At 69.4% G+C, this 23,451-nt stretch carries 20 protein-coding genes, 1 tRNA gene and 4 pseudogenes; 11 read left to right on the top strand and 14 right to left on the bottom strand.

Annotated features, from left to right (window positions below; translation table 11 throughout):
* Positions 1-72 precede the first annotated feature (72 nt).
* Both IF73_RS0100340 and IF73_RS0100335 read right to left on the bottom strand, forming a co-directional pair.
* On the bottom strand, positions 73-1,671 hold the full coding sequence (locus IF73_RS0100340) for an MFS transporter (RefSeq protein ID WP_031002154.1): 1,599 nt from the start codon (positions 1,669-1,671) through the stop codon (positions 73-75).
* Between the two features lie 269 nt (positions 1,672-1,940).
* Entirely contained in the window at positions 1,941-2,417 is a 477-nt protein-coding gene (locus IF73_RS0100335) for a MarR family winged helix-turn-helix transcriptional regulator (RefSeq protein WP_031002152.1), read from the bottom strand.
* Between the two features lie 308 nt (positions 2,418-2,725).
* Here IF73_RS0100335 and IF73_RS42490 point away from each other — a divergent pair, with 308 nt between their 5' ends.
* Both IF73_RS42490 and IF73_RS0100325 read left to right on the top strand, forming a co-directional pair.
* Positions 2,726-4,909: a glucose PTS transporter subunit IIA gene (locus IF73_RS42490; protein WP_031002149.1), complete on the top strand. Its 2,184-nt coding sequence runs from the start codon at positions 2,726-2,728 to the stop codon at positions 4,907-4,909.
* Positions 4,910-5,060: 151 nt separating this feature from the next.
* Positions 5,061-5,918 carry a PRD domain-containing protein gene (locus IF73_RS0100325; RefSeq protein WP_031002148.1) on the top strand — a complete coding sequence of 286 codons (858 nt, stop codon included), beginning with the start codon at positions 5,061-5,063 and terminating at the stop codon, positions 5,916-5,918.
* Between the two features lie 108 nt (positions 5,919-6,026).
* Here IF73_RS0100325 and IF73_RS0100320 read toward each other — a convergent pair whose 3' ends face one another.
* Positions 6,027-6,437, bottom strand: coding sequence for a four-helix bundle copper-binding protein (locus tag IF73_RS0100320; RefSeq protein ID WP_031002146.1), 411 nt, complete (start codon positions 6,435-6,437; stop codon positions 6,027-6,029).
* 1,048 nt (positions 6,438-7,485) lie between these two features.
* Positions 7,486-7,896 (bottom strand): hypothetical protein, encoded by a 411-nt coding sequence (locus IF73_RS0100300; RefSeq protein WP_234338116.1) that lies wholly within the window; start codon positions 7,894-7,896, stop codon positions 7,486-7,488.
* A 566-nt stretch (positions 7,897-8,462) separates the two neighbouring features.
* Between IF73_RS0100300 and IF73_RS0100295 the strand changes: the two genes are divergently transcribed.
* From IF73_RS0100295 to IF73_RS0100285, 3 genes are all read left to right on the top strand, one after another.
* Positions 8,463-10,109 (top strand): FG-GAP repeat domain-containing protein, encoded by a 1,647-nt coding sequence (locus IF73_RS0100295; RefSeq protein WP_051716441.1) that lies wholly within the window; start codon positions 8,463-8,465, stop codon positions 10,107-10,109.
* Between the two features lie 326 nt (positions 10,110-10,435).
* Entirely contained in the window at positions 10,436-11,158 is a 723-nt protein-coding gene (locus IF73_RS0100290) for a hypothetical protein (protein WP_031002140.1), read from the top strand.
* A complete protein-coding gene (locus tag IF73_RS0100285) occupies positions 11,155-11,850 on the top strand; it encodes a DUF4166 domain-containing protein (protein WP_031002138.1) in 696 nt (231 codons plus the stop codon). The genes IF73_RS0100290 and IF73_RS0100285 overlap by 4 nt, the downstream gene beginning before the upstream one ends.
* A gap of 297 nt (positions 11,851-12,147) precedes the next feature.
* On the opposite strand, the gene IF73_RS0100280 is transcribed toward IF73_RS0100285, so the two are convergent.
* Positions 12,148-12,221 (bottom strand) — tRNA-Ala (locus tag IF73_RS0100280).
* A 523-nt stretch (positions 12,222-12,744) separates the two neighbouring features.
* On the opposite strand from IF73_RS0100280, the gene IF73_RS0100275 reads away from it, so the two are divergent.
* Entirely contained in the window at positions 12,745-13,557 is an 813-nt protein-coding gene (locus tag IF73_RS0100275) for a glutamate ABC transporter substrate-binding protein (RefSeq protein WP_031002136.1), read from the top strand.
* 227 nt (positions 13,558-13,784) lie between these two features.
* Here IF73_RS0100275 and IF73_RS0100270 read toward each other — a convergent pair whose 3' ends face one another.
* Positions 13,785-14,837 (bottom strand): serine hydrolase domain-containing protein, encoded by a 1,053-nt coding sequence (locus IF73_RS0100270; protein ID WP_234338115.1) that lies wholly within the window; start codon positions 14,835-14,837, stop codon positions 13,785-13,787.
* Between the two features lie 696 nt (positions 14,838-15,533).
* Here IF73_RS0100270 and IF73_RS0100265 point away from each other — a divergent pair.
* On the top strand, positions 15,534-16,109 hold the full coding sequence (locus tag IF73_RS0100265) for a hypothetical protein (RefSeq protein ID WP_031002132.1): 576 nt from the start codon (positions 15,534-15,536) through the stop codon (positions 16,107-16,109).
* Between the two features lie 187 nt (positions 16,110-16,296).
* Here IF73_RS0100265 and IF73_RS42810 read toward each other — a convergent pair whose 3' ends face one another.
* Positions 16,297-16,767, bottom strand: coding sequence for a DUF5959 family protein (locus tag IF73_RS42810; RefSeq protein WP_420706527.1), 471 nt, complete (start codon positions 16,765-16,767; stop codon positions 16,297-16,299).
* 9 nt (positions 16,768-16,776) lie between these two features.
* Between IF73_RS42810 and IF73_RS0100255 the strand changes: the two genes are divergently transcribed.
* Complete coding sequence (locus IF73_RS0100255) at positions 16,777-17,103, top strand: hypothetical protein (RefSeq protein ID WP_031002128.1); 327 nt, start codon at positions 16,777-16,779, stop codon at positions 17,101-17,103.
* A 64-nt stretch (positions 17,104-17,167) separates the two neighbouring features.
* On the opposite strand, the pseudogene IF73_RS39245 reads toward IF73_RS0100255, so the two are convergent.
* The 4 genes and pseudogenes from IF73_RS39245 to IF73_RS41345 all read right to left on the bottom strand — a co-directional run.
* Positions 17,168-17,322: pseudogene (locus tag IF73_RS39245) on the bottom strand (transposase); the annotation flags it as partial.
* Positions 17,323-17,397: 75 nt separating this feature from the next.
* Complete coding sequence (locus tag IF73_RS0100245) at positions 17,398-18,201, bottom strand: class I SAM-dependent methyltransferase (protein ID WP_199806596.1); 804 nt, start codon at positions 18,199-18,201, stop codon at positions 17,398-17,400.
* Between the two features lie 254 nt (positions 18,202-18,455).
* Positions 18,456-19,193, bottom strand: a complete 738-nt coding sequence (locus IF73_RS0100240) for an IS5 family transposase (protein ID WP_031002124.1) — start codon at positions 19,191-19,193, stop codon at positions 18,456-18,458.
* 93 nt (positions 19,194-19,286) lie between these two features.
* Positions 19,287-19,554, bottom strand: a pseudogene (locus IF73_RS41345) (IS5/IS1182 family transposase); the annotation flags it as partial.
* Between the two features lie 145 nt (positions 19,555-19,699).
* Here IF73_RS41345 and IF73_RS41755 point away from each other — a divergent pair.
* Complete coding sequence (locus tag IF73_RS41755) at positions 19,700-20,014, top strand: hypothetical protein (RefSeq protein WP_234338114.1); 315 nt, start codon at positions 19,700-19,702, stop codon at positions 20,012-20,014.
* A 13-nt stretch (positions 20,015-20,027) separates the two neighbouring features.
* Here the strand turns inward: IF73_RS41755 and istB are convergent, their stop codons facing one another.
* Positions 20,028-20,798: an IS21-like element helper ATPase IstB gene (istB, locus tag IF73_RS0100235; RefSeq protein WP_031002123.1), complete on the bottom strand. Its 771-nt coding sequence runs from the start codon at positions 20,796-20,798 to the stop codon at positions 20,028-20,030.
* Positions 20,795-21,760: pseudogene (locus IF73_RS0100230) on the bottom strand (Mu transposase domain-containing protein); the annotation flags it as partial. The gene istB and the pseudogene IF73_RS0100230, both read right to left, overlap by 4 nt.
* On the opposite strand from IF73_RS0100230, the pseudogene IF73_RS0100225 reads away from it, so the two are divergent.
* Positions 21,748-22,455, top strand: a pseudogene (locus IF73_RS0100225) (transposase); the annotation flags it as partial. The pseudogenes IF73_RS0100230 and IF73_RS0100225 sit on opposite strands and share 13 nt — an antisense overlap.
* Before the next feature lie 17 nt (positions 22,456-22,472).
* Here the strand turns inward: IF73_RS0100225 and IF73_RS0100220 are convergent.
* The gene (locus tag IF73_RS0100220) at positions 22,473-22,895 is read right to left on the bottom strand and encodes a DUF6924 domain-containing protein (protein ID WP_051716440.1); all 423 of its coding nucleotides are present in this window, start codon (positions 22,893-22,895) and stop codon (positions 22,473-22,475) included.
* A gap of 150 nt (positions 22,896-23,045) precedes the next feature.
* Here IF73_RS0100220 and IF73_RS39230 point away from each other — a divergent pair, with 150 nt between their 5' ends.
* The gene (locus IF73_RS39230) at positions 23,046-23,420 is read left to right on the top strand and encodes a hypothetical protein (protein WP_078867871.1); all 375 of its coding nucleotides are present in this window, start codon (positions 23,046-23,048) and stop codon (positions 23,418-23,420) included.
* The last annotated feature ends 31 nt before the right edge of the window (positions 23,421-23,451 follow it).

Here is a 23,451-nt window from a genome sequence, read left to right as displayed (position 1 = left end):
CCGCCAGCCTGGCACGCGGCACGGGGCCGGCGCCACGCGCCGACCCCGTCATTCTCCTGCCCCGCCGACCCGTCAGAGCCGGTCGGTCGGTACGGGGCTTCGCCGCACGCCGACCACGGCCAGCAGAGCACCGAGGACGCACAGCGTTCCGGCGACCAGCAGGGAGGTGTGCACGCCGTTCATGAAGGCGTGGTGGCTTCCCTCGACGACGGCGGCCTTGAGCGGGGCGGGCATCTCGGCGGCGACCGGTGCGACGCCCATCGCCACCGCGTCCCTGGCCTCGTGCAGGGCCTGGGCCGCCTGTGCGGGAACACCGGCCGCGGTCAGTTCGCCGGTGAGCGTGGCACCTACCTTGCCGCCGATGAGCGACACCAGGACGGAGGTGCCCAGCGCGCCGCCCACCTGGAGCGCGGTGGCCTGGAGGCCGCCCGCGACGCCGCCGTCCCTCACCGGGGCGTTGCCGACGATGGCGTCGGAGGAGGACGCCATCACCATGCCGACGCCCAGGCCGAGCGCGATGAACGGCGGCCACATCAGGGCGTACGACGCGTCCGCGCCCCAGCCGAGCATCCCGAAGCAGGCGATCGCCTGGAGCACCATGCCGAGCGGCATGGTGAGCCGCGGCCCGAACCGGTCGGTGAGCGCGGCGCCGAGCGGCGAGGCCACGACCGAGGCGAGGCTCAGCGGGAGGGTGCGCACGCCGGCCTCGACGGGGGTGAAGCCGCGGACGTTCTGCAGGTAGAGCATGACGAAGAAGATCACGCCGAGCAGGATGAAGAAGTTCAGCGCGGTGATGATCGTGCCGATGGTCAGCGCGGGGCTGCGGAACAGGCGCATGGGCAGCAGAGGGGAGGCGGCCCGGGTCTCGTACCGGCCGAAGAGGACGAGAACCACCAGCCCGCCGGCGATGGCCCCCAGGGTGCCGCCGGAAGTCCAGCCCCAGGTCTCGCCCTTGACGACGCCGAACACGACGGCGAGGAGGCCCAGCGCCAGCAGGACGACACCGGCGATGTCGAACTTCTCGCCCGCCGCGGCGGTGTTGCGGCTCTCCGGCAGGACGAGCGCGCTGAAGACGAGTGCGATGACGCCGATCGGCGCGTTGAGGTAGAAGACGGACTCCCAGTTGACGTGCTCGATGAGCAGCCCGCCGACGATGGGGCCGAGGGCGGTGGAGACCGAGGAGACCATCGCCCAGATGCCGACCGCCATGCCGAACCTCCTCGGCGGGAAGACGGCGCGCAGGATGCCGAGGGTGTTCGGCATCAACAGCGCGCCGAAGAGGCCCTGGAGGGCGCGGAAGGCGATGACGCCCTCGACGGATCCGGCGAGGCCGATGGCGACGGAGGCGGCGGTGAACCCGGCGACGCCGATCAGGTAGAAGGTCCGCCGCCCGAAGCGGTCGCCGAGCTTTCCGCCGAGGATCAGCGCGGCCGCGAGGGCCAGCAGGTAGGAGTTGGTGACCCATTGCAGGTCGGCGGTGGAGGCGTTGAGGTCGCGGCCGATCTCGGGGTTGGCGATCGAGACGACCGAGCCGTCGAGGCCGACCATGAAGAGGCCGAAGGCGACGGCGACCAGCGCGAGCCAGGGGCTGGCGCGCAGCCCGCGGGGCGGCTGCTCGTCGGGTGCGGAGTGGATCGGCGGGGACACGGTACCGAGGGTGTCGGTGGGCATGAAGGTGCCTGTCCTTCGTACGTCAGGGGGAGTTCGGAAAGAGCTCAGGGGGAGAGTGCGGAGCGCGCTCAGAGACAGCGCAGAGCGAGCTCGGAGAGAGGCAGACGGAGTCCGCGAGCGCGTGGACGGACGCGACCTTTCCGCGGGAACGATGCGGACCGGCGGCCGGACGCGGAAGCAGCAGGAGGAGGGGACGCCCGGCAGGGGGCCGGGCGGCCATCGCCCGCACCGCACACGACCGGGATCCTCGGGATTCCGGTCGTGTGTGATCAGCGGGCGGTGTGGTGGAGCTGCCGCTCCAGGGACGTGAGCGCCCCGACGGCGGAGCCGAGGGCGTCCCGTTCGCCGTCGGTCAGAGCGCGCAGCGCGTGGGCGATGTGGGCGCCCATGAGCCGCGTGACGTCGGCGACGCGCTGCCGGGCGGTCGACGTCAGGTGCAGGTGCGCGACCCGCTTGTCGGTGGCGTCCTGCCGGCGCTCCAGCAGCCCCTGCTCGGTGAGCTGCCGGACGAGGGCGCTCACGTTGTTCGGCTTCATCAGCAGCGCCTCGGCCGCCGAGCGGACGGTCACCCCGTCATGGGTCTCGACGTGCCGCAGCAGCGCCAGCTGCGCCTCGGAGGGCTTGTCGTGCGGGAAGTCCCGGTCGACCTGACGCTCCATGGCGCGGACCAGCGCGGGCAGGCACGCCGCGAGGCCGCCGGCCACGTGGTCGAGGTCCCGGGGGGACGCGCTGGACTGGGCGGGCATGCCGGCAAGAATAGGTATGTCGAGATACCTATGTCAAAGGAGCTGATGCCGGTCGAACGAGCTCGTCCCGAGCAGGCCGATCCCGGTGTTACAGTGTGTTCGAATCGATCTCGATCGCAGGATTGTTACTTCCCGAGGACGCCGTCTTCGTCGCCCGCGCGACGCCATGACGGCGTACCGCTTGAGGGAAGGCAAGGCCTGGGTAGCGCCGTGTGCGCGACCCGGGCCTTTTTTGTTGCCCGGATCCGGGTGGGAGAGATCGCGGACAGAACCAGGACGGCACCAGCCCGAGGATGCAAGGACGCATCATGAACACACCCGCAACCGGTCACGGCACGCTCGCGGAGCGGATCCTCCGCGGCGTCGGCGGAGCCGAGAACGTCGAGAGCCTCACGCACTGCGCCACGAGGCTCCGCTTCCAGCTCCACGACGGGGCGAAGGCCGACCCGGCCGCGCTCGACGCCCTCGACGGCGTCATGGCCACGGTGCCGCAGTCCGGCGACCGCCTCCAGATCGTGATCGGCGGAGCCGTCGCACGGGTCTACTCCGAGATCATGAACCTGCCGTCGATGACCAGCGGCGGCACGGCGCCGCGCAAGTCGGACGCCGACGTCAAGGCCGAGATGCGGGCCAAGAGCCGCGGCCGCTTCGCCTGGCTCGACAACTTCTTCGAGTACCTCTCGGACTCGTTCCGCCCGCTCATGGGCGTCCTGCTCGGCTCCTCGCTGATCATCGCGATCGCCTCCGTCCTCGACGCCCTCGGCGTGGTGGACTTCCGCGCCGCGGACAAGTCCGCGACCTGGGTGTTCGTCGACGCCATGTGGCGCTCGGTGCTCTACTTCCTGCCGATCTTCGTCGCCTACAACGCGGCCAAGAAGCTGAAGGTCGACCCGTGGGTGGGCGCCGCCGTGATGGCCGCGGTGATGACCCCGAACTTCACGGGGCTGATCAACTCCAAGATCCCCGGCGTCACCACCACCACCAACGAGACGCTGGGCACCACGGAGTCCGTCGCGCACGTCTTCGGCCTGCCGATGCAGCTCAACGACTACGGCGGCCAGGTCTTCGTGCCGCTGCTGATGGTCGCCCTGCTCGCCCTGGTCTACAAGGGCCTGCAGCGCATCTTCCCCGAGAGCGTGCACATGGTCTTCGTGCCGTTCTTCAGCATGCTGATCATGATCCCGGTGACCGCCTTCCTCATCGGCCCCCTCGGCATCTGGGCCGGCAACGGTCTCGGCGAGGGCCTGTCCTGGCTGAACAACAACGCCCCGATCGTCTTCGCCATCATGATCCCGCTGCTGTACCCGTTCCTGGTGCCGCTGGGCCTGCACTGGCCGCTGAACGCGCTCATGCTGCAGAACATCAACACCCTCGGCTACGACTTCATCCAGGGCCCCATGGGCGCGTGGAACTTCGCCTGCTTCGGCGCCACCGCCGGCGTGCTGCTGCTCTCGGTGCGCCACCGTGAGAAGGAGATGCGCCAGACCGCGACCGGTGCCCTCGCCGCCGGCCTCTTCGGCGGCATCTCCGAGCCCTCGCTGTACGGCATCCACCTGCGTTTCAAGCGGATCTACCCGCGCATGCTGGTCGGCTGCCTCGTCGGCGGTGTCATCGTGGGCGTCCTGGGCGGCGTGGACACCAACGCCTTCGCCTTCACCTCGCTGCTGACCATCCCGGTCTTCGACCCGATGCTGGTCTACGTCATCGCGATCACGGCCTCCTTCTTCACCGCCATGGCCCTCGTGTACTTCTCCGACTTCCGCACCCCGCAGGACCGGGCCCGCGCCAACGCCGAGCGCGACGCCGCCGAGGCGGCCTCCCCGGAGACCGGGACCGCGGCGGACGACCGCGAGCTCGTCACCGTCGGTGCCCCCGCGGCCTCCCAGGCCGGCTCGGCCGCCGCGGCCACCCCGACCGCGGAATCCGCCACCCCCACCGCGACCACCCCCACCGCGAGCCCGACCACCCCGGCCGCCCCCACCGCGACCGCTCCCGCCGCCGTCGCCCCCGCTCCGGTCGCCACCGCCACCGCCGCGAAGGGCATCGAGCTCGCCGCGCCGGTCGCGGGCCGCGTGGTCGATCTCGACGAGGTCGGGGACCCCGTCTTCGCCTCCCGGGCGCTCGGCGAGGGCGTGGGCATCGAGCCGGCCGACGGCCGCGTCGTCGCCCCGGTCGACGGCGAGCTGATGGTCGTCGCCGACACCGGCCACGCCTTCGGCATCCGTACCGCCGACGGTGTCGAGGTGCTCATCCACGTCGGCATCGACACCGTGCAGATGCAGGGTGAGGGCTTCGACGTCCGCGCCGAAGCCGGCCGGCAGGTCCGCGCCGGCGACCTCCTCGTCGAGGTCGACCTCGACGCAGTGCGCGCGGCGGAGCACCCGACCGTCACCCTCATGACCGTGACGAACACCGCGGAGCTCGCGTCCGTCGAGCCCCACACCGGACAGGACGTCGCCGTCGGCGCACCCGTGGTGACCGTACGCCGGTGACCAGCGGTCACCGGTCCGACACGGGTACGCGCCCGACCCCGAGGAGCGCGTACCCGCGTGGGACCGGCCCGCAGGGGCCCGGCGCGGTTACGGCGGACCATGCGGGATCATTGGGGGAGAAACGGACCGCGGACGAGAAGGAGAGCAGGCGTTGAAGGCGCTGCGTGTCCTCAACAACAATGTGGTCCTCGCGCGCGACGACAAGGGCCAGGAGGTCATCCTCACCGGGCGCGGCATCGGCTTCAGCTCCCGTCAGGGCAAGCCGGTCGACCCGGCGCTGATCGTCCGCGTCTTCGTCCCGGCGGACGGCCGCGACCCGGACCATCTGAGCGAGGCCCTCGCCCTCATCGACGAGGAGGTCCTGCGGGCCGTCGTGATCGCGCTCGACGAGACCGGCATCGAGGGACGCGAGTCCACCCGGCCGACCCTCGCCATCGCCGTCGCCGACCACGTCGCCGGCGCGCTGGACAGGGCCGCGCGAGGCATCGTCGTCGAGTACCCGCTGCGTGCCGAGGTCCAGGCCCTGTACGCCACCGAGTACGCCCAGGCCCAGCGCCTCCTCGCGGCCATCAACGAGCGCGTGGACCCGCGACTGGAGCCCCCCGAGGCGATCGCGCTCGCGCTGCACCTGGTGAACGCGGGCTTCGCCAAGGGCGACCTGTCCTTCACGTACACGATGACCGGCGTCATCCAGCAGATGCTCGCCGTCGTCAGGGAACGGCACGGGCTGTCCGTCTCCCAGGAGTCCATGAGCGCGGCGCGGTTCATCACCCACGTGCGCTACCTCTTCGTGCGGATCCAGCAGCACCGGCAGCTGAAGGGACACGAGTCCACGATCGGCCGGGGCATCCGCCGCCACTACCCGGAGGCGACCCGCACCGCACAGCAGCTGGCGACGATCGTCGAGCTGCGCCTGGGCACGCACCTGAGCGAGGACGAGGTCTCCTACCTGGCGCTCCACGTCGCCCGCATGACCATGGAGACGGAGCCGGACGGCACCCCCGTGTGACCGACGCCTCGCGCCTGTGCCCGGGGGCCGAGGGGACGAGCTCGTCCCCTCGGCCCCCGGGGCGCACGAGTCGGCCGCCAGGCCGGCGTGGAACCGCGGCGTCTCCGGTCAGCCGAGGGCGCCGATGAGCTCGTCGCACGCCATCTCGCAGGAGCGGCAGGCTTCGGCGCACACGCGGCAGTGTTCGTGCATGTCGGCGTGGGAGGCGCATTCGTCGCCGCACGCCTTGCAGGCCACGGCGCACGCCTGGACGATCGCGCGGGTGATGTCGGCGTCGTAGCCGGTGTGGCGCGAGAGGACGGACGCGGTGGCGTTGCAGATGTCGGCGCAGTCCATGTCGGTACGGATGCACTTGGTCAGGTCACCGACCATGCCCTCGGACAGGCAGGCGTCCGCGCACGCCGTACACGCCTGCGCACAGGCGATGCACTGCTCGATGCAGTGGGTGAGCTTCTCGCGGTCGATCTCGCCGAGGTCGGCGGGGTAGGTGGCGAGCATGTCCTTGACGGTGCTGGACATCACGACCTCCTTCGCCCGGCGCCGGCGGACCGGGGCGGGCCGCCGCGCGAGTCCGGGTCCACCTCCCAGCCAACACCTTCCGGTGCCGTCGCGCCCCACCTCGGTGTGGAAGGCCGACGGGCTCAGGTCGTGGTGCGCTTCCCACCCGCATCGCAGGGCAGTGTGCTTGTGGGGTGGTCCGTGGCGAAGTCCTCGGCGACGTCGTCGGCGGTCTGCCGCATCGCGTCGGCCAATGGCGGGGCTGGCCTCCGAGATCCCGGTCTGCCGGGCCTTGGCGCGCTCGTCATCGGCTTCGACGAGGAGCGGGAAGGTGGCGTCGTCCTTGTGGGCGAGCTCCTTGAAGTGGGTGCGGAACTCGGTGGACCACGTCGATACGACCGGGGACTTCGCGCCGCCCTCGGCCATCAGGGGCCACTCCGCGGCCTCGATGCCCCGTGAGTAGCAGACGGCCGACGTCTGGAGCCGCTCGCGCTGCGACGCCGGGGCGTAGTCGGCCACCTCGTAGAGCTGGTATCGACCCGGCTGGCCTCGACCTCGACGGCCGCGGAGGCGGAACCGTACGACTCGACGGCGACGAAGGTGGTTGGTCACGGGGATCGAGGACGGCGCGCTCGAGGGCGTGGAGCGGTCGCTCGTGTGGATGTGGGTGTGGAGGCGGTCGGCGACCGGATGGTGGCGGCCGAGGGGGGGCGAACACGCCGTGGCGGCAGGTCCCACGGGCATCCCGGCACAGTGAAGGTGTCGGACGGTGCGACACGCTGGGCGCGAGCGAGTGCTTCGCCCGCCGCGAGCGGGCCGTCGGAAGGCGCGCCACGGTCACCCCGGCGACGGGTACCGAATCCGCCGCCCCCGTGTGATCCTCGTGTCGCTCGTGTCGCTCGCGTCGCCTGCGGCAGCAGGGGGGCACGGCACGCCGCTGCGTCCTGACGCTCTTTGTGCGAGCCGGACGGAAGCGATCAGGAGGGCCTTGCGTGGCCGAGCGACCTTCCGGCACCTCCGCATCCGGCTCGTGGGGCGGTGCTCGATCATTCGACCATCCGGCGGAGGGTCAAGGGCGCAGCAGGATCGCGGCGGCTTCCCGCCGAACGCCCTCGGAGGGGTCTGATGCCAGCTCCAGGCAGAACCGTTCCAGCAGCGCCACGTCGTCGTCCGACCGGCGACACACGTGGGTGAGGGCGTCATCAAGGTGATCGGCGGTGTCGTCGTCGGCGACGGCCAGGGCGAGAAGCACCAGACGCAAGCCGAAGACGTCTCGGCGTTCGAGAAGCGCCTCCGCCGTCTCCTGCGTGACCGCCGTGTCCCATTCGTCCAGCAGCAGGCGATGCAGGACGTCCACTGCAGCCGGTGCGTCGGCTGAGGCTGCCAGGCTCCGCCCGGCAGCCGCTCGGACCGCCCACGACTCTGAAGCGGCGTCGCGCAGAGGACCGCTCACGTCCTCGCCACCCTCGGATTCGATCACCTCGTCATCCTGGCACGAAGGCGTGGGTACGCCCGCCACGGGAGCGGGGGAGGCCCCTCGGAAACGTGCGCTCCGTCGGCTGACGCTACGGCGGTACGGGCACCATCCCGGCCGGGCTCCAGCACGCGGACGTCGTGTCCGCCCTGGACAAGGCCGGTTGCCCGGGGGAGCCCGACCCGCCGTCGACCTTCGGCGACCAGCGCTCGCTCGGGGCGACTCCGTCCGTGGCGAACTGCACCTTCGAGGTCGGAGGACGCCCGGAACACGCGACATCGATGGCGTGACCGACGGTTCTGGCGGCGGTGGGGGAGGGGCCCGATGGATCGATCTGACACACTCCGAAATCGCTTGCTTTGCTGATCATTCCTGCGAGTACACTCCGCCTACACATCCGGGGGGGTGTCCGCCGTCCGTACGTGCCCGTCTCAGCGGCCGTACGGAGGTGCTGTGGACCCCTCGTTCCGGTTCCAGTCCACGTTCCCCAGGGGGGGGATCTTTTGGGTTCCGCTTTTTCCGGGCGTGCTCGCCGTGTCACCACATGCACCGCGCTCGCCCTCTCCGCCGGCATGCTGCTGGCGTCGCCCGCCGTCGCCGAGTCGGCTCCTTGGAGCGTTCTGAAGCGGCCGCTGACCGAGAGCCCGGCGGCGCCGACGCTCGACGCGCCGGAGCTCGACGGCACGGCCGGCACGGCCCGTACCGCCGCTGCGACGGCCGTCTCGAAGCCCCGCTTCGACGTGACCGGCGACGGCAAGACCGACCTCATCCACCGCACGCGCCACGGCTTCACCTTCGTCGCGCCGTCCTCGGGCGGGGCGCACGTCGAGTTCGCCACCGAGGGCACGTCCACCGACCTCGACCTCGTCCCGCTCGGCGACCAGAACGCCAACGGCGCGCCCGAGGTGCTGTCGGTCTCCACGACCGGCGCGCTCCGGCTGTACGCGGACGCGTCCACCACCTCGGGCACGCTCAGGTGGACGGGCTACGGCTGGAACACCTACAACAAGGTGTTCTCGCCCGGTGACGTCGACGGCGACGGCAGGGCCGACCTCATGGCCCGCCAGTACAACGGCGACCTGTACTTCTACCGTTCGACCGGGACGCTGACGTCGCCCTTCGCCGGGCGCGTGAAGGTGGGCCCGGGCTGGGGCGCGTACGACCAGCTCGTGGGTCTCGGCGACAACGACGGTGACGGAAAGGGCGATCTGCTCGCCCGTACCCCGGCCGGGCAGGTGTACTTCTACGGCAGCACCGGCAACAAGCTGGCGCCGTTCAAGCCGCGGAAGGCGCTCGCGACCGGCTGGCAGGTGTACAACCAGATCGTCGCCGTCGACGACCGCAACCTCGACGGCCGGGCCGACGTGTTCGCGCGTGACCTGAACGGCACGCTGTGGGCCTACTACGGCCGCGGCAACGGCACGTTCACGGCGCGGGCGCAGACCGGCACCGCCTGGACCAAGGTGGAGCAGTTCGGCGGGGCGGGCAACATCCCTTCCGTCGGCAAGACCCTCTTCATCGCCCGCGACAAGGCCGGAACGCTCTTCTGGCAGCGCGGTCTGAACAACGGCAAGCTCGCCGCGCGCGAGCAGATCAGCGACACCGGCGGCTGGGCGGGCGCGAACCTCTCGCTCGCCTACGCGCTGGACGGCAACACGCTCCCCGACCTCCTGCTGGTCCACCAGGGCCACCTCTGGAACACCTCCAACAAGCAGGACCTCGGCGGCGGCTGGCAGATCTACAACCGGCTCGTCGGCCCCGGCGACCTCTCCGGTGACGGCAAGTCGGACCTGCTCGCCCGTGACGCGTCCGGTGTCCTGTACCTCTACCGGGGCAACGGCGCCGGTACGGGCTTCGCCTCCCGCGTCCGGGTCGGTTCCGGCTGGGGCGCGTACAACCAGATCCTCGGCGCGGGTGACTACACCGGCGACGGTCGTGCGGACGTCCTCGCCCGCGACGGCCGCGGCGACCTCTTCCTGTACCGGGGTACGGGCTCCGCGACGGCCCCGTTCGCGGGCCGGCTGAGGATCGGCGGCGGCTGGGGCACGTACTCCAAGCTGGTGGCGCCCGGCGACATCAGCGGCGACGGCCGGGCCGACCTGCTCGCGGTGACCGCGGCGGGCGACCTGTACCGCTACCTGGGCACCGGCACCAACTCCGCGATCAGCCCGCGCGTGAAGATCGGCTACGGCTACCAGACGTACACCAACCTGTACTAGAAGCCCGACAGGCGCCCCGCACCGGACCCCCGGCGCGGGGCGCCTCGCCGTTTCCGCGGACATGCGCTCCGCGCTCCTCGCGGGCCCCGGTCCCTCATACGCGCCCGCGCGCGAGGCGGCGGGGTTCGTTCGCCGGTGCGGCCGTCGCAGGTGCGCGATGGCCGCAAGCGCGCGGCGCCGGCAGTCGGGGTCGCTGCACCTTGCCATGGGCGCTTCCGGCCGGTCCGACCCCCGCCAAGAGAATCTTGAGCGACTGCTCAAAACCGGCTACTGTCCGCGCTGGGGCCGTTTTGAGCGGTCGCTCAAAACGGGGGAGGGGGCGAGCCGTGGCGCTCTACGTCGAGGCGCGTATCCATGCCGACCTGGACACACTCTGGGAGCGGACGCAGGATCCGGCCGAGCATCAGCGGTGGGACCTCCGGTTCACCGAGATCGCGTATCTGCCGTCAGCTCCAGGCGAGCCCCGCCGGTTTCGGTACGCCGTACGCCTCCTGCCCTTCCTGACCGTCGCCGGCACGGGCGTCTCCGCAGGAGAGCGCCACCGGGCCGGCGGCGACCGGGTCTCCGCCCTCCGTTTCGCCTCCCCGGACCCGCTGTCCCTCCTCGCCGTGGGCAGCGGCTACTGGCGCTACGTGCAGGGGCAGGACGGCGTCCGCTTCCTCACGGCCTACGACTACCAGCCGCGCTGGGGTCGCCTCGGCCGGGTCGCCGACCGCGTCCTCTTCCGGCCCCTGATGGGCTGGGCCACGGCCTGGTCCTTCGACCGGCTGCGGCTGTGGTGCGAGAACGGCGTCCCGCCCGAACGCGCCCGCACCCGCTGGCTGCTCGAACTGGGCGCCCGGCTGCTCCTCGCGGGCGTCCCGTTCACCACGACCCTGCTACCGCTGGGTGCGCTCTCGCTCGCCGCAGTCCCGCTCACGGTCCTCGGCCTACTCGCCGCCCTCTGTCTGCCGCCGGCGCCAGGCACCCCCGCCGCCCGCCGCTGCCTGCGCACCGCGCCCGGACGGAGCCGGACTCCCCGCCTCCTCGCCACCCTGGAGCAGCCATGACCTCGATCTTCCGCACCGCCATGGGCGATGCCGCCTTCGGGCGGCTGCACCCGGAGCTGCGCCGACGCTTCTCCGTCGGACTCGACAACGGCGAGCTGTGCGTCGGACGCGGGGTGATGGACCACATCTGGCACGCCAGGGGACCCGTCGGACCACTCGTCCGGCCGTTCCTCGCACTCGGCGCCACCCGCAACATCCTGCTCCCGCGCACCGGCCGGAACACCCCCTTCACCATCGAGAACGTGCCCTACCGCGACTCCTACGGGCGCGAGACCGTCACCTTCGTACGCACCTTCCAACTGCCCAGCGGCCCACGCCGCTTCGACGCCACGATGGTGCACAGCCCCGCCCGCGGCTGCGTCCTCGACTACCTCGGCACCCACCAGCACCTGGCCAGCGACCTGCACCTGACCGCCGAGCCCGACGGGTCGCTGCTCATCCGCTCGGGCGAACACCGCTTCCGCGAGGGACCTGTCGACCTCCGGGTCCCCGGCCTGATCGGCGCCGACGCCGAGGTACGCGAGTCCTTCGACGAGGAGACCGGCCGCTTCCGCATCCGGGTCCGGGTCGTCAACCGTCACGTGGGACCACTGTTCGGCTACGAAGGCTCCTTCACCGCCTCCTACGCCTCCGTCCGGGAGCAGGGGGTCCGACCGGGGCTGCGCCCCGTGCGCGAGGAGGCACGGGCATAGGCGCCGATGACCCCCGACAAGGACTCCTGGACAGCGCCCCGCGCCCGCTCCTCGGGCACGCCATCGCCGAAGACCTCGGCCGCTCCACGCCCGACGGCCGCGGGTGCGAACCAGGAGAGCTGACCTTGCCACCACTGCGACTCGGCCGACGACCTCCTCGCGTCCACCCCGGCCGACCCGGCGCACCTGCGCGCGGGCGCCCGGCCTCGCCCGCGGCCGGCCGGCCCCGGCATGGCCACCGGCCTCGACCCGTCCGGTGCCGCAGCCGTCCCCGTTTCGGAGCAGAGGGAAGCGGGACGGGGCCGACCGGATTCGAACCGGTGTCCTCCTACATGCGGTGAAGGCGCGACGACCACTGCGCTACGCACCCCGTCCCGTCAGCGATCATACGAGCCCCCGCCACGACAGCTCCCGCGCCGGCGGCGTACGACAGGCGGGCGCCGGATGAGCGGGCGGGTCGGATGGTCGGCAGGCCCGGACCGCGGTTCCCCGGCCAGCGGCCGCGGCTGACCTGCGGCTCGACGCGACGAGAGGCCGACACCCCTGCATCCGTCGGCGGCCTGGGACCGGATTGCCGCGGATGCACATGGCGGACGCCCCGTTTAGGGAGTGGATGTGTAGATGAGGTGGTGCGGCTACCTCAAGTTCCGCTCAGATGTGATGACGATTCTTCGAATGTGTCTCTAGTGTCCTCTCATTCGAGGAAGACGGAGCAAGAGGCCGGTGAGCGGAGTGGCAGTGTCCGAGGAGCGCGGGGGTTCTTCCCGGGCCCAGGAAGATCTGGTCGTTGTGTCCGAGTCGCAGAAACGTTTCGGCATGCCACGCGTACTGAAGGACATCAGGCTCGCGATGGGCCGAGGCGAAGTCGTCTTCGCCCTCGTGAAACCCCGCGGCATGCGCTCGCTCGGGGCCGTCGGCGGCGCCGTCGTTCTTGCGCTGACCGCCACCGGGTGCGGTCTCGGGTCGGACCTCGGCGGCAACGGTGAGAAGATCGCCATCGGCATCAAGTTCGACCAGCCGGGCCTGGGCCTGAAGAACGCGGACGGCTCGTACACGGGCTTCGACGTCGACGTCGCCACGTACGTCGCCAAGAAGCTGGGTTACTCCGAGGACGACATCGTCTGGAAGGAGGCCCCGTCGGCCGAGCGCGAGAACCTCATCAAGAACGGCGACGTGAAGTTCGTCGTGGCGACCTACTCGATCAACGAGAAGCGCCTGGCGGAGGTCGACTTCGCGGGCCCGTACTTCCTGACCCACCAGGACCTGCTGGTCCGCGGCGACGAGGTCTCGATCACCAAGGTCGAGGACCTCAACTCCAGGAAGCTCTGCTCGGTCACCGGCTCCACCTCCGCGCAGAACGTCAAGGAGAAGCTGGCTCCGAAGGCCGCCCTCCAGCAGTTCGGCGGCTACTCCGAGTGCCTGAAGGGCCTGGAGGAGAAGAAGGTCGACGCTCTCACCACGGACGCCGCCATCCTGGCCGGCTACGCCTCGCAGCAGCAGCACTGGGGCAAGTTCAAGCTCGTGGGCCTCTCCCTGAGCGACGAGAACTACGGCATCGGCCTCAAGAAGGGCGACACCGCGCTCAAGGGCGACATCAACAAGGCCCTCGGGGAGATGGTGTCCGACGGCACCTGGCGCAAGCTCGTGAGGAAGCACTTCAGCCTGTCGAGCTACAAGAGCGAACCCCCGCCGACGATCCGGAACTGACCCCCACTCGCGAGCGACCGGAAGCCCCTGGCCCCGTCGCTCGCGAGCACGGCGCAACCCACCCCGCGGCCACGACCCGTCGCCCCACCGAGCCCCGGCTCCCTCCATGCTCGCGGGGATGGTCCTGGGCCTCGACGGTTCGATCCCTGCCAGCGGCTGAGGACTCGGAAGCGCTCCTCACCAGGGGCGCGATGACCGCCTGAGCCGCCTGAGCCGCCTGAGCCGCCTCAGCCGTCTGTGCCGTCGTCGGGTGTGACCCCGGTGATGGCCTGTGTCTCCCGGACGAGCATGTCCTGCAGCGGCACGCCGTCGATGTTGCCGAGGATGACGCCGACCCACCCGGTGGACGGGTAGATGGTCCAGTTGGCGGCGATCCCTGGGTTGGCGCCGGCGCGCTGGTACTGCCACTGGCCGTTGACGATGGAGACCGGAATTCCGTAGGCCCCGAACGACGCCGGTTCGTGGGGGAGCTTGGCTCCGGTGAGTACGTCGGCCCAGGGCCGGTCCAGGAGTGTGCCGTCGCCCAGCGCGCGTGCGAACCGGACCAGGTCAGGCGCGGTGGCGAACCCGCCGTCCCCCGGGCCGTCGACGAATGCACGGCCAGGGTTCCTGCCGGGCGTGTGGGGGTCCGGGCTGCCCCTGTCGAGATTGCGGACGGCGTCGACCTGGCTCCCGTCGGACAGCGTCATATAGGGGTGCGCGATGCGCTGGTCGGTGAGCCACTGCGGCCTGGTGCAGAACGCCGCGCCGGTCATGGCGCAGCGCTTGAAGACGTGTTCCTCGACGTGGTCCCAGTACGAAGTGCCGGTCACGGCCTCCACGATCAGAGCGGAGAGGGTGATCTCCGCCTCTGCGTGCGTGGTGTCGACGGTACCGGGGACGCCCACCAGTCTCGCCTGCCGGGCACGCTGTTCGTAGTACCGGTGCACCTCGTCCCGGCTCTGGAAGACGTGGTGCACGTCCTCCTCCGGGCTGGACAGCCTGGAGGTGCCGGAGAGCAGGTGGTGGATGGTCACCTGCTCGGCGATGTCCGTGGTGAAGCCGGTCAGGTGGGTGCCCACCGTGTCCGACAGCCGCAGCTTGCCCTGTTGCGCCAGCTGGAGGACGGCCACCGCTACGAAGGGCTTGCCCGCCGAGCTGAGGCTGAACGCGACGCCCTCGTGGTTGCGGATCCCCTTCTCCCTGTCGGCCATGCCGTAGCTGCGCGACAGCACCGTCCGGCCCCGATGCGACAGCAGCACCACGCCGGAGAACCTGCCCTCGGCGGCCAGCCTCGCCACGTACCGGTCGTACGTTCCGCCGGGACGGGTACCCGGTGGGATGCCGAGGCCGGTCGGTGCCGGGTGGTGCTGCCCCGCGGCCACGGCTTGGCCGGCTGCGGCACCCACCAGCGGCACTGCGCCTGCCGCAACGCCGACGGCCGCGGATCCGCCCCACCCGAGCAGGCCCCGCCGGTCAATACGGCGTAAGGGGTTCAAGTCCATGATCGCGATCCTCTCCCGATCGACAGCCCGACCGTTTCAGGTCTGTCGGTCCATGCCTCCACTGAAGACGGAGGACTGTTGCGGTGGCGTATGCGAATTCCGAGACGCTCGCGATACCGCGAAGCCCGGCACCGGGGAACCGGCGACTCGAGCCGGTCGGTATGCGTGTCGACGAGGGGCGGCCGTCGTGGCGTACGTCCACCAGAATTTCGCCGGACTCGACCGCAGGCATCGCAGCCGGACCTGTCCCGAGGCTTCGCTGAGTAGGCCGCGGCGACAATGAGGCTGGAGTCTCTGACAGGGGGAGACGTGACGGTAGGCGCACGAACGGCGAGACGCTCCCTTCGATCCGCATCACCGTCGACCACCGCCAAGAACGTCATGGTCGGGGTGTGTCAGACGCCCACAGCCATCACATGCGCTGACCAGCAACGTTCCGACGGTGGAGTGGGCTCGGGACGTGCTGTCGGTCGCTGCTTCTACTGTTGCCTCATGGGGAACTACTTTCAGACCGTCGTCGACCTCGACGCCACGCATGCGGACGCCCGCACCCTCGCAGCCAGCGGACTCGACTGGCTGGTCAGGGAGGGGATCGTTCGGGCCGAGCTCACCGACTGTGTTCTCGGGGCCCCGTCGGGGCATCCGCCCGGTCCCTCCTGGGCCAAGGCGGTCGGTCAGGAGGACTGGGTGCCGAGCGACGGACTCAGGATCGAGACCAGCCGCACCGTATTCAACTGCGGTCAAGGCGAACCCAGTTTCGCGGTGTGCCCCCACTGTGCCGGGCGCGCGGAGTTCTACACCGACCGGCTGGAGGAGATCGAGGGTGCGTGGGAACCCTTCGCTGAGGCCATCGACGACTGGAGCGACACAGGCAGCGCGGCAGTCGCCTGCCCGCACTGCCGGCGCGCTGGTGACCTGACCGCGTGGGCCTGGTCGGATGACTACTTCGCCTTCGGGTATCTCGGTTTCGAGTTCTGGGACTGGCCCGACTTCAGTCCCGCGTTCCTCGAAGGTCTCTCCCGCGCGCTCGGAGGGCACCGCACGGTTCTCGTGGCAGGCAAACTTTGAGGGAGCCGGCGTTCGTACGTCCTCCTCCGGTCAACCGTGGCTGCTCGGAGCATGACGAATAGGCCGCGTTGCGTTGGCGGGGTTACACCTGGGGGTGCCTGTTCGGCGCGGATGGAGGTCTTAAAGAGCGTTTTGTCCCGGCGGGGCTGTTTGAGAAGTGAGGGCATTCGCGGGCGGACAACACGGTTCAACGCTTGCGGCTGGGACTCCACTCGTAGGCCCCGGGAGCCGTCTTCACGACTTCAGTTGGCCAGGTTTCTCGAACGCGCTCAAGTCGCCGGTGATGCTTCGGGATCCATGCCGCTTCCTTCGGCTGGAGCCAGAGCAGTGCGGTGAGGCGGTCTGGGTCGTTGAGGGTCACGGACAAGGAGTGGTCCTCGTGCATGTGGAAGTCGAGGCTGAGTCCGCGGTCGCCGCCGATACTCACGTCCGCGCCCGGAGCGAGCCGGGCCAGGGCGCGCTGCCAGGCGTCGAGGTCCCCTTGGAGTAGGAAGAGTTCAAGCCGAGCATCGACGAAGTCGGCGGAGGCCAGGCGTAGGGGGTACCGCCGGATGAGGCGAGGGCCCGTCCGGTCTGCCCCATGCAATTCAGTGTCGTGGCCTGTCCCATGACGGCCGACAGCCGTGCAGGCTCGCCCGGTCGGCCTGCACAGTTGCATAGTGTGCTCATGGATCGATTCGTGGGTCAGGGCCGCCTCGAATGGTGGGCTAATCCGTCGATTTGCCTTGAGATGTACGACATCAACATCACTGCCACTGTCGACGCGGACGGCAAATGGCGGGCGACCGGTCGGCATGCCAACGCCCTTGACGCGACCCAACGCGAGGGTTGGGACTTCCTCATGGAGATGGATCCCCACTTCTCCTTAGCGTTTCCAGGTGAGGACTGCGACGGGATCACGGTGCGAGTCGTCGAGGCCGAGGACGGAACCCTCACGCTCGTGGAGGCACCGGACTGGGACGGCTCCGTGAGCGTCACCTTCGACCTCACCTGAGTTCAGCTCGCAAGGGCAGGAACCCGACTTCGCTACCCTGCCCCCAACTTCAATGCGTCGCCCCTTACTGATCTTTCAGATCGGCGGGGCGCTCGTAGCGGGTGCGGAGCCGTTTGAACTGGTTCAGCCAGGCGAAGGCTTGCTCGACCACCCAGCGCACCTGCCCAGTCCGGAGCCGTGAGCGACGCACTGAGCTGTTTCCAACCTCCGCTTGAGCAGGTCAGATGCAAGGTGAGGGCGGGCTGCAGGCGGTCGCGAGCCGGCAGGTCGGCACCGACATCAACGAAGGGTGGATCAGCGCGCTGGCTCAGACGTGCCTCGCGCCTGGTTGCGGCTAGCGACCACCAGGTATCCATCGCTCTCGGGGTCGAAGGTGGTGGACTGCACCGTGAGCCCGACGCTCCGCAACTGCGCCACGAGGTCCTCGTACCGGTAGGGCCAGATGGACAACCGCTCCGAGCAGGCTCGCACTGCCCCATCCGGCTCGATCTGGGCGACCACGATCTCGAGGAAGTGTTCCTGCTCCCAGTGCTTCTCGATCTGCCAGTAGTAGCTGACGACCGCATCGCGGTCGTTGCGGCGGATGAGTCGATCGCGGACGTCTACCCGTGAGCCGGCGGAGCGCACGAGCTCCCAGTTGCGTGAGTGGAGCACAAGGCGTCCGCCCGGATTCAGCAGCCGCGACATCGCTTCCAGTGCGGTCAGGCGCCCGGCTGCGCCCTTGGCGTGCCCGAGGGAATTGCCGACGCAGAACGCCAGATCGAACGCGGAGTCCTCCAGGTGGTCGGGCAGCTCGTCCCAGCTCGCGCGGAGGGCTTGAAGCGAGACACCATGCTCGTCGGCGGCCTTCTCGGTCCGGCGAACCATCCCGCTGCTGGCGTCTGCGGCGACCACGTCAAGGCCAAGACTCGCGAGACCGACGGCGAGCTGGCCGGTTCCACACGCGCAGTCGAGGACGCGCGCGTGGGGCGGCAGAGAGCCCACGACATCGCTGTAGTAAACCTCGGCTGCCTTGGCGGGGGTCAACTTGTCGTCCCCGATCAGCCACTCGTATACGTCGGAAAGTGCCCCATAACCAGCCACCGCGATAACCTCCATCACTCGACGACACACGGGCTAGACCGCGCCTGCGATTCGGACCTTGCGCCTCGCACTGTGCCGGGCCGTGTCAGCGAAGCATTGAGCAGGACCCAACCACTTCCGGCCGCTGAGACTCCACCAGATTTCGTGGAAACCGCGGCACGACGCACCGACGCAAGTCCCCACTCCATCGGCCCCCGTCGGCCACGATGGGAACCGAGGCCGGCAAGCGCGCGTTCACCGCGGAGCGCCTTAGGCACAGCCATCCATCTTCAGCTTGAGCTGGCCAGATGCAGGGTGAGTACGGCACGGACGAGGCTGGTGATGCGGGTGGTTGAGCAGCGGAGCTTGCGCAGGACTCGCCAGGACTTGAGCGTGGCGATCGCCTGCTCGACGAGGGCTCGGATTTTCGCGTGGGACCGGTTGACGGCCTGCTGATTTGTGGAGAGGTTCTCCCAGCGGCCCCAGTATGGGACGCGGAGCGTGCCTCCCGCCCCTCGGTAGCCCTTGTCCGCCCAACACGTGATGCCGGCATCGGTGAGGACATCGACGATGCCGTGCTGACGAGCGGCCCAGAAGTCATGGATCGCACCGGGCAGGGCCGGTGAGGCCCACAGCAGTCGGCCGGCCGGATCGGCAAGGATCTGCACGTTCATCCCGTGCTTCTTGTGCTTGCCGGAGTAAAAGGGTCGGTCCGCGGCGATGCGATCGGTCGGCAGCAGGGTCCCGTCCAGCAGGACGAACGCTTTCGCCGATGCCGTGCGTGCCGCCCCTGCAAGGCTCGGTGCGAGAGCTGCCAGGACCTCCACCGCCTCGGCAATGTACCGATAGGCGGTCGTGGTCCCGATACCGAACCCAGCCGCGAGCTGGGCATACGGGTGGCCGTTGCGGAGATGGGCGAGGGTAAGCAGGGCCTGTCGGCCCGGAGTCAGCCGCCGCCAGCGGGTGCCGATCTCCTCACGGCGTCGGCGGAGCTCGGTGGACAGGAAGCGCAGGGCAGAGCTGGACACCCGAGGGAATCTTGGTCGTGAACCCGTCTATCAGGGGCTTCACCACGTTGTCAGCCCAACTATCGGACACAGAAGCAGGTTGGAAAAGGCTCACTGGGTGGCGTCATGCCGGTTGTCGCCGGTGAGCGTGACGGCGAGCGGGGTTCCGTGGCGTTCGACGATCAGTTGGTGCTTCGAGCCATAGCGGGCCTGATCGACGGTCGAGGGTCCGACGTGTTCCCTCCTTGAGCGCCCGGACGTGCGATCGGTCCACGGAGCAGTCGTCCAGGTCCAGCAGGCTGGCGCGACGAAGCTCGGTCAACAGGGCGGTGTGCAGGCGTGGCCAGACGCCGGCCTCGGTCCAGTCCCGCAGTCGGCGCCAGGTGTCGGAGTACGGCCTCAGTTCCCCAGTTGCGTACGGATGAACGTCCCCAGTTGATGGCGCGAGTTAGAGGTCTGGACTGTGCGGAGGTCACAAGATCGTCTCTGGTGTAGGCCGTCTGACCTGGCCCTGGCAGGATGCGTGGATGCAGATCCGAAGAATGGTGGGCTGTGTTGGCCTGCTGGTTGCGCTCGTGGGATGTGGTGGTTCCGGTGACGGTGCTGCGGCCCCGAGTGAAGTAGAGCGTGTGGAGGCGACGGCTTCGATGGACCCGAATTCGATCACTGTCCTGGTGACCTTCGTCGGCGGGCCGGCTGACGGTCGGACGGAACATCGGCCGCTGGCCGAAGCGACGGGTGAGGTCACCATCGGTGGTGTGACGTATCGGGGTAACCCGGGGCCTCCGCCAGAGGTGAAGGACACCGCGGAGGGCCTGGCCCAGGTGATGCGACCCGTCTGATGACGGGATCTCTTCAGGCGACGTCGTTGTCTCGCTCGATGGCCATGAGGCGGTTCTTCAGCCGGTAGCTGGGGTCGTTGATGGAGATGACGTCGCAGTGGTGGAGGAGTCGGTCGAGGATGGCGGTGGCCAGGACCTCGTCGCCGAACACCTGGCCCCACTCGCTGAAGGTCTTGTTCGAGGTCAGGATGATGGAGCCCTTCTCGTAGCGCTTGGAGATGACCTGGAAGACCAGGTTCGCCTCGGCGCGTTCGAGGGGCTGGTAGCCGACTTCGTCGACCACGAGGACGCTGGGCCGCAAGTAGGTGCCGAGCTTGCTGGTCAGACGGCCGGTCTCCTCGGCGGTTTTGAGGTTGCGGACCATGTCGTCGAGGCTGGTGAAGTAGATCGAGTAGCCGGCCCGGCAGGCCGCGACGGCGAGGGCGACGGCGATGTGTGTCTTGCCGACCCCGGGCGGCCCGAGCAGGGCGGCGTTGGCCTTGGCCTCGACGAATGAGAGGGTGGCGAGGTCCTTGACCTTGCGCGGGTCGAGCTCGGGCTGGAAGGAGAAGTCGTATTCGTCCAGGGTCTTGTGGTGCGGCAGTTTCGACAGTCGCAGGCCCTGGCGGAAGCGGCGGTCGTCGCGGACGGCGAGTTCTTCGGACAGCACCAGGTCGAGGAAGTCGAGGTAGCCCATCTTCGCCTCGTCGGCCCGGCGGGTGTACTCGTTGATGGTTTCCGCGAGGTGGGGCAGGCCGAGCTTGCTGGCCGTGGTGCGGATGCGGTTGCCGGTCAGCTCGCTCACGACGTTTCCCCTGTGCTCGGGTGGGTGGTGAAGGGGCGGGTGCCGGTCAGCTCGTCATAGACCGACAGCGGTCGGCGACCGACCTCGATCCGTGTGACGGCGGCCCGGCTCAGCAAGGTTTCCAGCGGTCCGGTCTCCCGTCCTGGCGGCGGTTCGCGCCGGGGCTGGGCCGGGATGTCGCCGGTGGTGGTTCGGCGTCCCTTGCCCGTCGGCAGGCCGTCCCAGTGGGTCTCGTCGACGACGCGGACTCCGCGGCCCACCGCCCGCGGGTGGATCGCCAGCAGGCTCTCTCCATCTTTGTCGGGGGCTGTCGAATGGAGCATGACCTGGGACTTCGTGGCCCTGATCTCGACCAGCTGCCGGGAGCGGACCTTGCGGGCCGGCACCGAGTAGAAGTTGCCGCCGAAGGCGACCAGGCAGTCCTTACCGACCGGCCGCAGATGCCGCTCGGCCACCAGATACGGAGTCGGCGGCAGAGGCTTGAGGGCCGCGTGGTCACGGGCCGCACGCTCTCCGATGATCTGCTGGTGAGTCCTGTGAGCCTGGGCCCGCCGCTGCGGGACCCAGGTGGCGAAGGCGGCGTCCATCTCCTCGATGGACGAAAAGGACCGACCGGACAGAACGTGGTCGCGGACGATGAGGACCTGCCGCTCCACCCGGCCCTTGCCCGTGGGCCGGTAGGCCGCCAGGACGTCGATGTCGAAGTCGTAGTGGCCGGCGAAGCCCACCGCCTCCGGATGCAGCGGAACGGCCTCGCCCGGAGCAACGTGGCGTCGGACAACGGTCTTGGTCCGGTCGTAGACGATCGCCATCGGGACGCCGCCGAAGTGGGCGAAGGCCCGGCGGTGGCAGTCGAAGAAGCTCTGCAGGTCCTGGCTGGTGGTGAAGCAGCAGAACGGGTCGCGCGAGTACGACAGCGTCATGTGGAACGAGTAGACCTTCGGAATGCCCATGCCTGACAGCCTGGCGGGCCCAACGAAGGGGGAAGGGCCTGGACATCGGGCGGCCGCCCGAACACGATCTGCGCCGGATCATGGACGCCATCCTCTACGTCGACCGGACCGGGATCCCGTGGAGGTATCTGCCACACGACTTCGCTCCGTGGGAGACGGTTTACGGATACTTCGCCGCCTGGCAGAAGGATGCGGTCTTCGACCGGCTCAACGGTCTCCTGCGGCGCCTGGTCCGGGAAGCCGAAGGCCGCGACGCCGAGCCGAGCGCCTGTGTGCTGGACGCCCAGAGCGTCAAGACCTCTGCGAACGTCCCGGCCGCCGGCCAGGGCATCGACGTCACCGCCGCCAGCGTCTCCGACAACGTAGGCGGCATTCAGGTTCTCTCAAGCATCGCCGCAGACCACCCGCGTGTCACGAAGGCATGGGCCGACTCCGGCTACCGCACCAAGGTCATCGACCACGGCGCCCGCCTCGGCATCGACGTCGAAGTCACCCGCCGCGACCCCGCCCAGAAGGGCTTCAAGGTGATTCCGCGACGCTGGGTCGTCGAGCGGACCTTCGGCTGGCTCAAGCATCACCGCCGCCTCGCCCGCGACTACGAAACCCACCCCCACCGCTCCGAAGCCATGATCCGCCTTGCCATGATCGACCTGATGAGCCGCCGCCTCACCCGCGAAGCCACTCTGAACTGGCGCGGCACATAGCTCACCCGGATAGAGGGTCAGCCCTCGTCAAAGCCGCGGAAGGTCCCTGATCCGTCAGCAGCGTCGGCGAACTCCGCAAAGTCCATGTTGGCGATGCTGAGGTTGGCCGAGACATCAGGAAACCACCGCGTAGGGAGCCTGAACGTCCGCCCAGGCTCGTCCGAGAGATCCACGGCCAGGAGCGAGTGATCCGGATCCTTCATCGTGGCCGCGTCCGCCAGAAAGACATGGACGATCTGCGCTTCTTCATCCGCGGCAGCCTCTTCATCCACCAATGCCCGGACCTCCGCGTCGGCGAAGCGAAGCTCGCTGCCATATGTGGCGTGGGGGTACTCATCGGCCGCGTCGAGCGCAGCTCGAACCGCGTCCCAAGCTCCGTCGTCAGCGAAGTCGGTACGCAGTACCAGCGAGGTCAGATCATCAGGCTGAGGCAGAGGCATCCCGTGATCCTCTCACCCGACGCTGACATCGACCGTCACACCCACCGCACCTGCGGAACTCCTCAAACAACCCGGCGATACCAAACACCCCCGCTGGGACAAAACGCTCTTTTAGACGTCGCTTCTTTTGGCGTGAGCGTTCGTTGATCCGTGCAGCCGGATCTCGGTGAGCGGCTGGTGCCGGACGAGTTGTGGGTGTTGTCCAGGCGGGTGGTCCCGCCGACGGTGGTCACGCGTCCGCAGGGTGGTGGTCGGCGTCGGGCGGGTGACCGTGAGGCTCTGCCGGCGATCATCTTCGTGGCAACGTCAAGCTGCACGGGCAAGTTGGGATCGAAGATCCACCTGATCTGTGACCGTACCGGGCTGCCGCTGTCCCTGGCCATCTCTGGCGCGAACTTGCATGACAGGCTGGGCTTGGAACCGCTTGTGCGAGGTCACCAGCGGTACAAGCGCAAGGCTGAACACTTCCTTGCCTTCGTCGGCATAGCCGCAGTCCTCATCGGCTACCCCCGGTGGATCCGGTGAGCCGGTCGGTCGGGAGACAGACGGCCGGCCC

The organism is Streptomyces sp. NRRL F-5727 (assembly GCF_000719555.1).
Classification (GTDB): Bacteria; Actinomycetota; Actinomycetes; order Streptomycetales; family Streptomycetaceae; genus Streptomyces.
The sequence above is the reverse complement of the archived record's forward strand: the minus strand, read 5'-3'. Positions and strand labels throughout refer to the sequence as shown.

Coding starts and splice junctions, on each gene's coding strand:
- IF73_RS0100340 (WP_031002154.1), bottom strand. CDS start 1,671: ATGCCCACCGACACCCTCGGTACCGTGTCCCCGCCGATCCACTCCGCA.
- IF73_RS0100335 (WP_031002152.1), bottom strand. CDS start 2,417: ATGCCCGCCCAGTCCAGCGCGTCCCCCCGGGACCTCGACCACGTGGCC.
- IF73_RS42490 (WP_031002149.1), top strand. CDS start 2,726: ATGAACACACCCGCAACCGGTCACGGCACGCTCGCGGAGCGGATCCTC.
- IF73_RS0100320 (WP_031002146.1), bottom strand. CDS start 6,437: ATGTCCAGCACCGTCAAGGACATGCTCGCCACCTACCCCGCCGACCTC.
- IF73_RS0100295 (WP_051716441.1), top strand. CDS start 8,463: ATGCTGCTGGCGTCGCCCGCCGTCGCCGAGTCGGCTCCTTGGAGCGTT.
- IF73_RS0100285 (WP_031002138.1), top strand. CDS start 11,155: ATGACCTCGATCTTCCGCACCGCCATGGGCGATGCCGCCTTCGGGCGG.
- IF73_RS0100275 (WP_031002136.1), top strand. CDS start 12,745: ATGCGCTCGCTCGGGGCCGTCGGCGGCGCCGTCGTTCTTGCGCTGACC.
- IF73_RS0100265 (WP_031002132.1), top strand. CDS start 15,534: ATGGGGAACTACTTTCAGACCGTCGTCGACCTCGACGCCACGCATGCG.
- IF73_RS42810 (WP_420706527.1), bottom strand. CDS start 16,767: ATGCAACTGTGCAGGCCGACCGGGCGAGCCTGCACGGCTGTCGGCCGT.
- IF73_RS0100255 (WP_031002128.1), top strand. CDS start 16,777: ATGGATCGATTCGTGGGTCAGGGCCGCCTCGAATGGTGGGCTAATCCG.
- IF73_RS0100245 (WP_199806596.1), bottom strand. CDS start 18,201: ATGGAGGTTATCGCGGTGGCTGGTTATGGGGCACTTTCCGACGTATAC.
- IF73_RS41755 (WP_234338114.1), top strand. CDS start 19,700: ATGCAGATCCGAAGAATGGTGGGCTGTGTTGGCCTGCTGGTTGCGCTC.
- IF73_RS0100220 (WP_051716440.1), bottom strand. CDS start 22,895: ATGCCTCTGCCTCAGCCTGATGATCTGACCTCGCTGGTACTGCGTACC.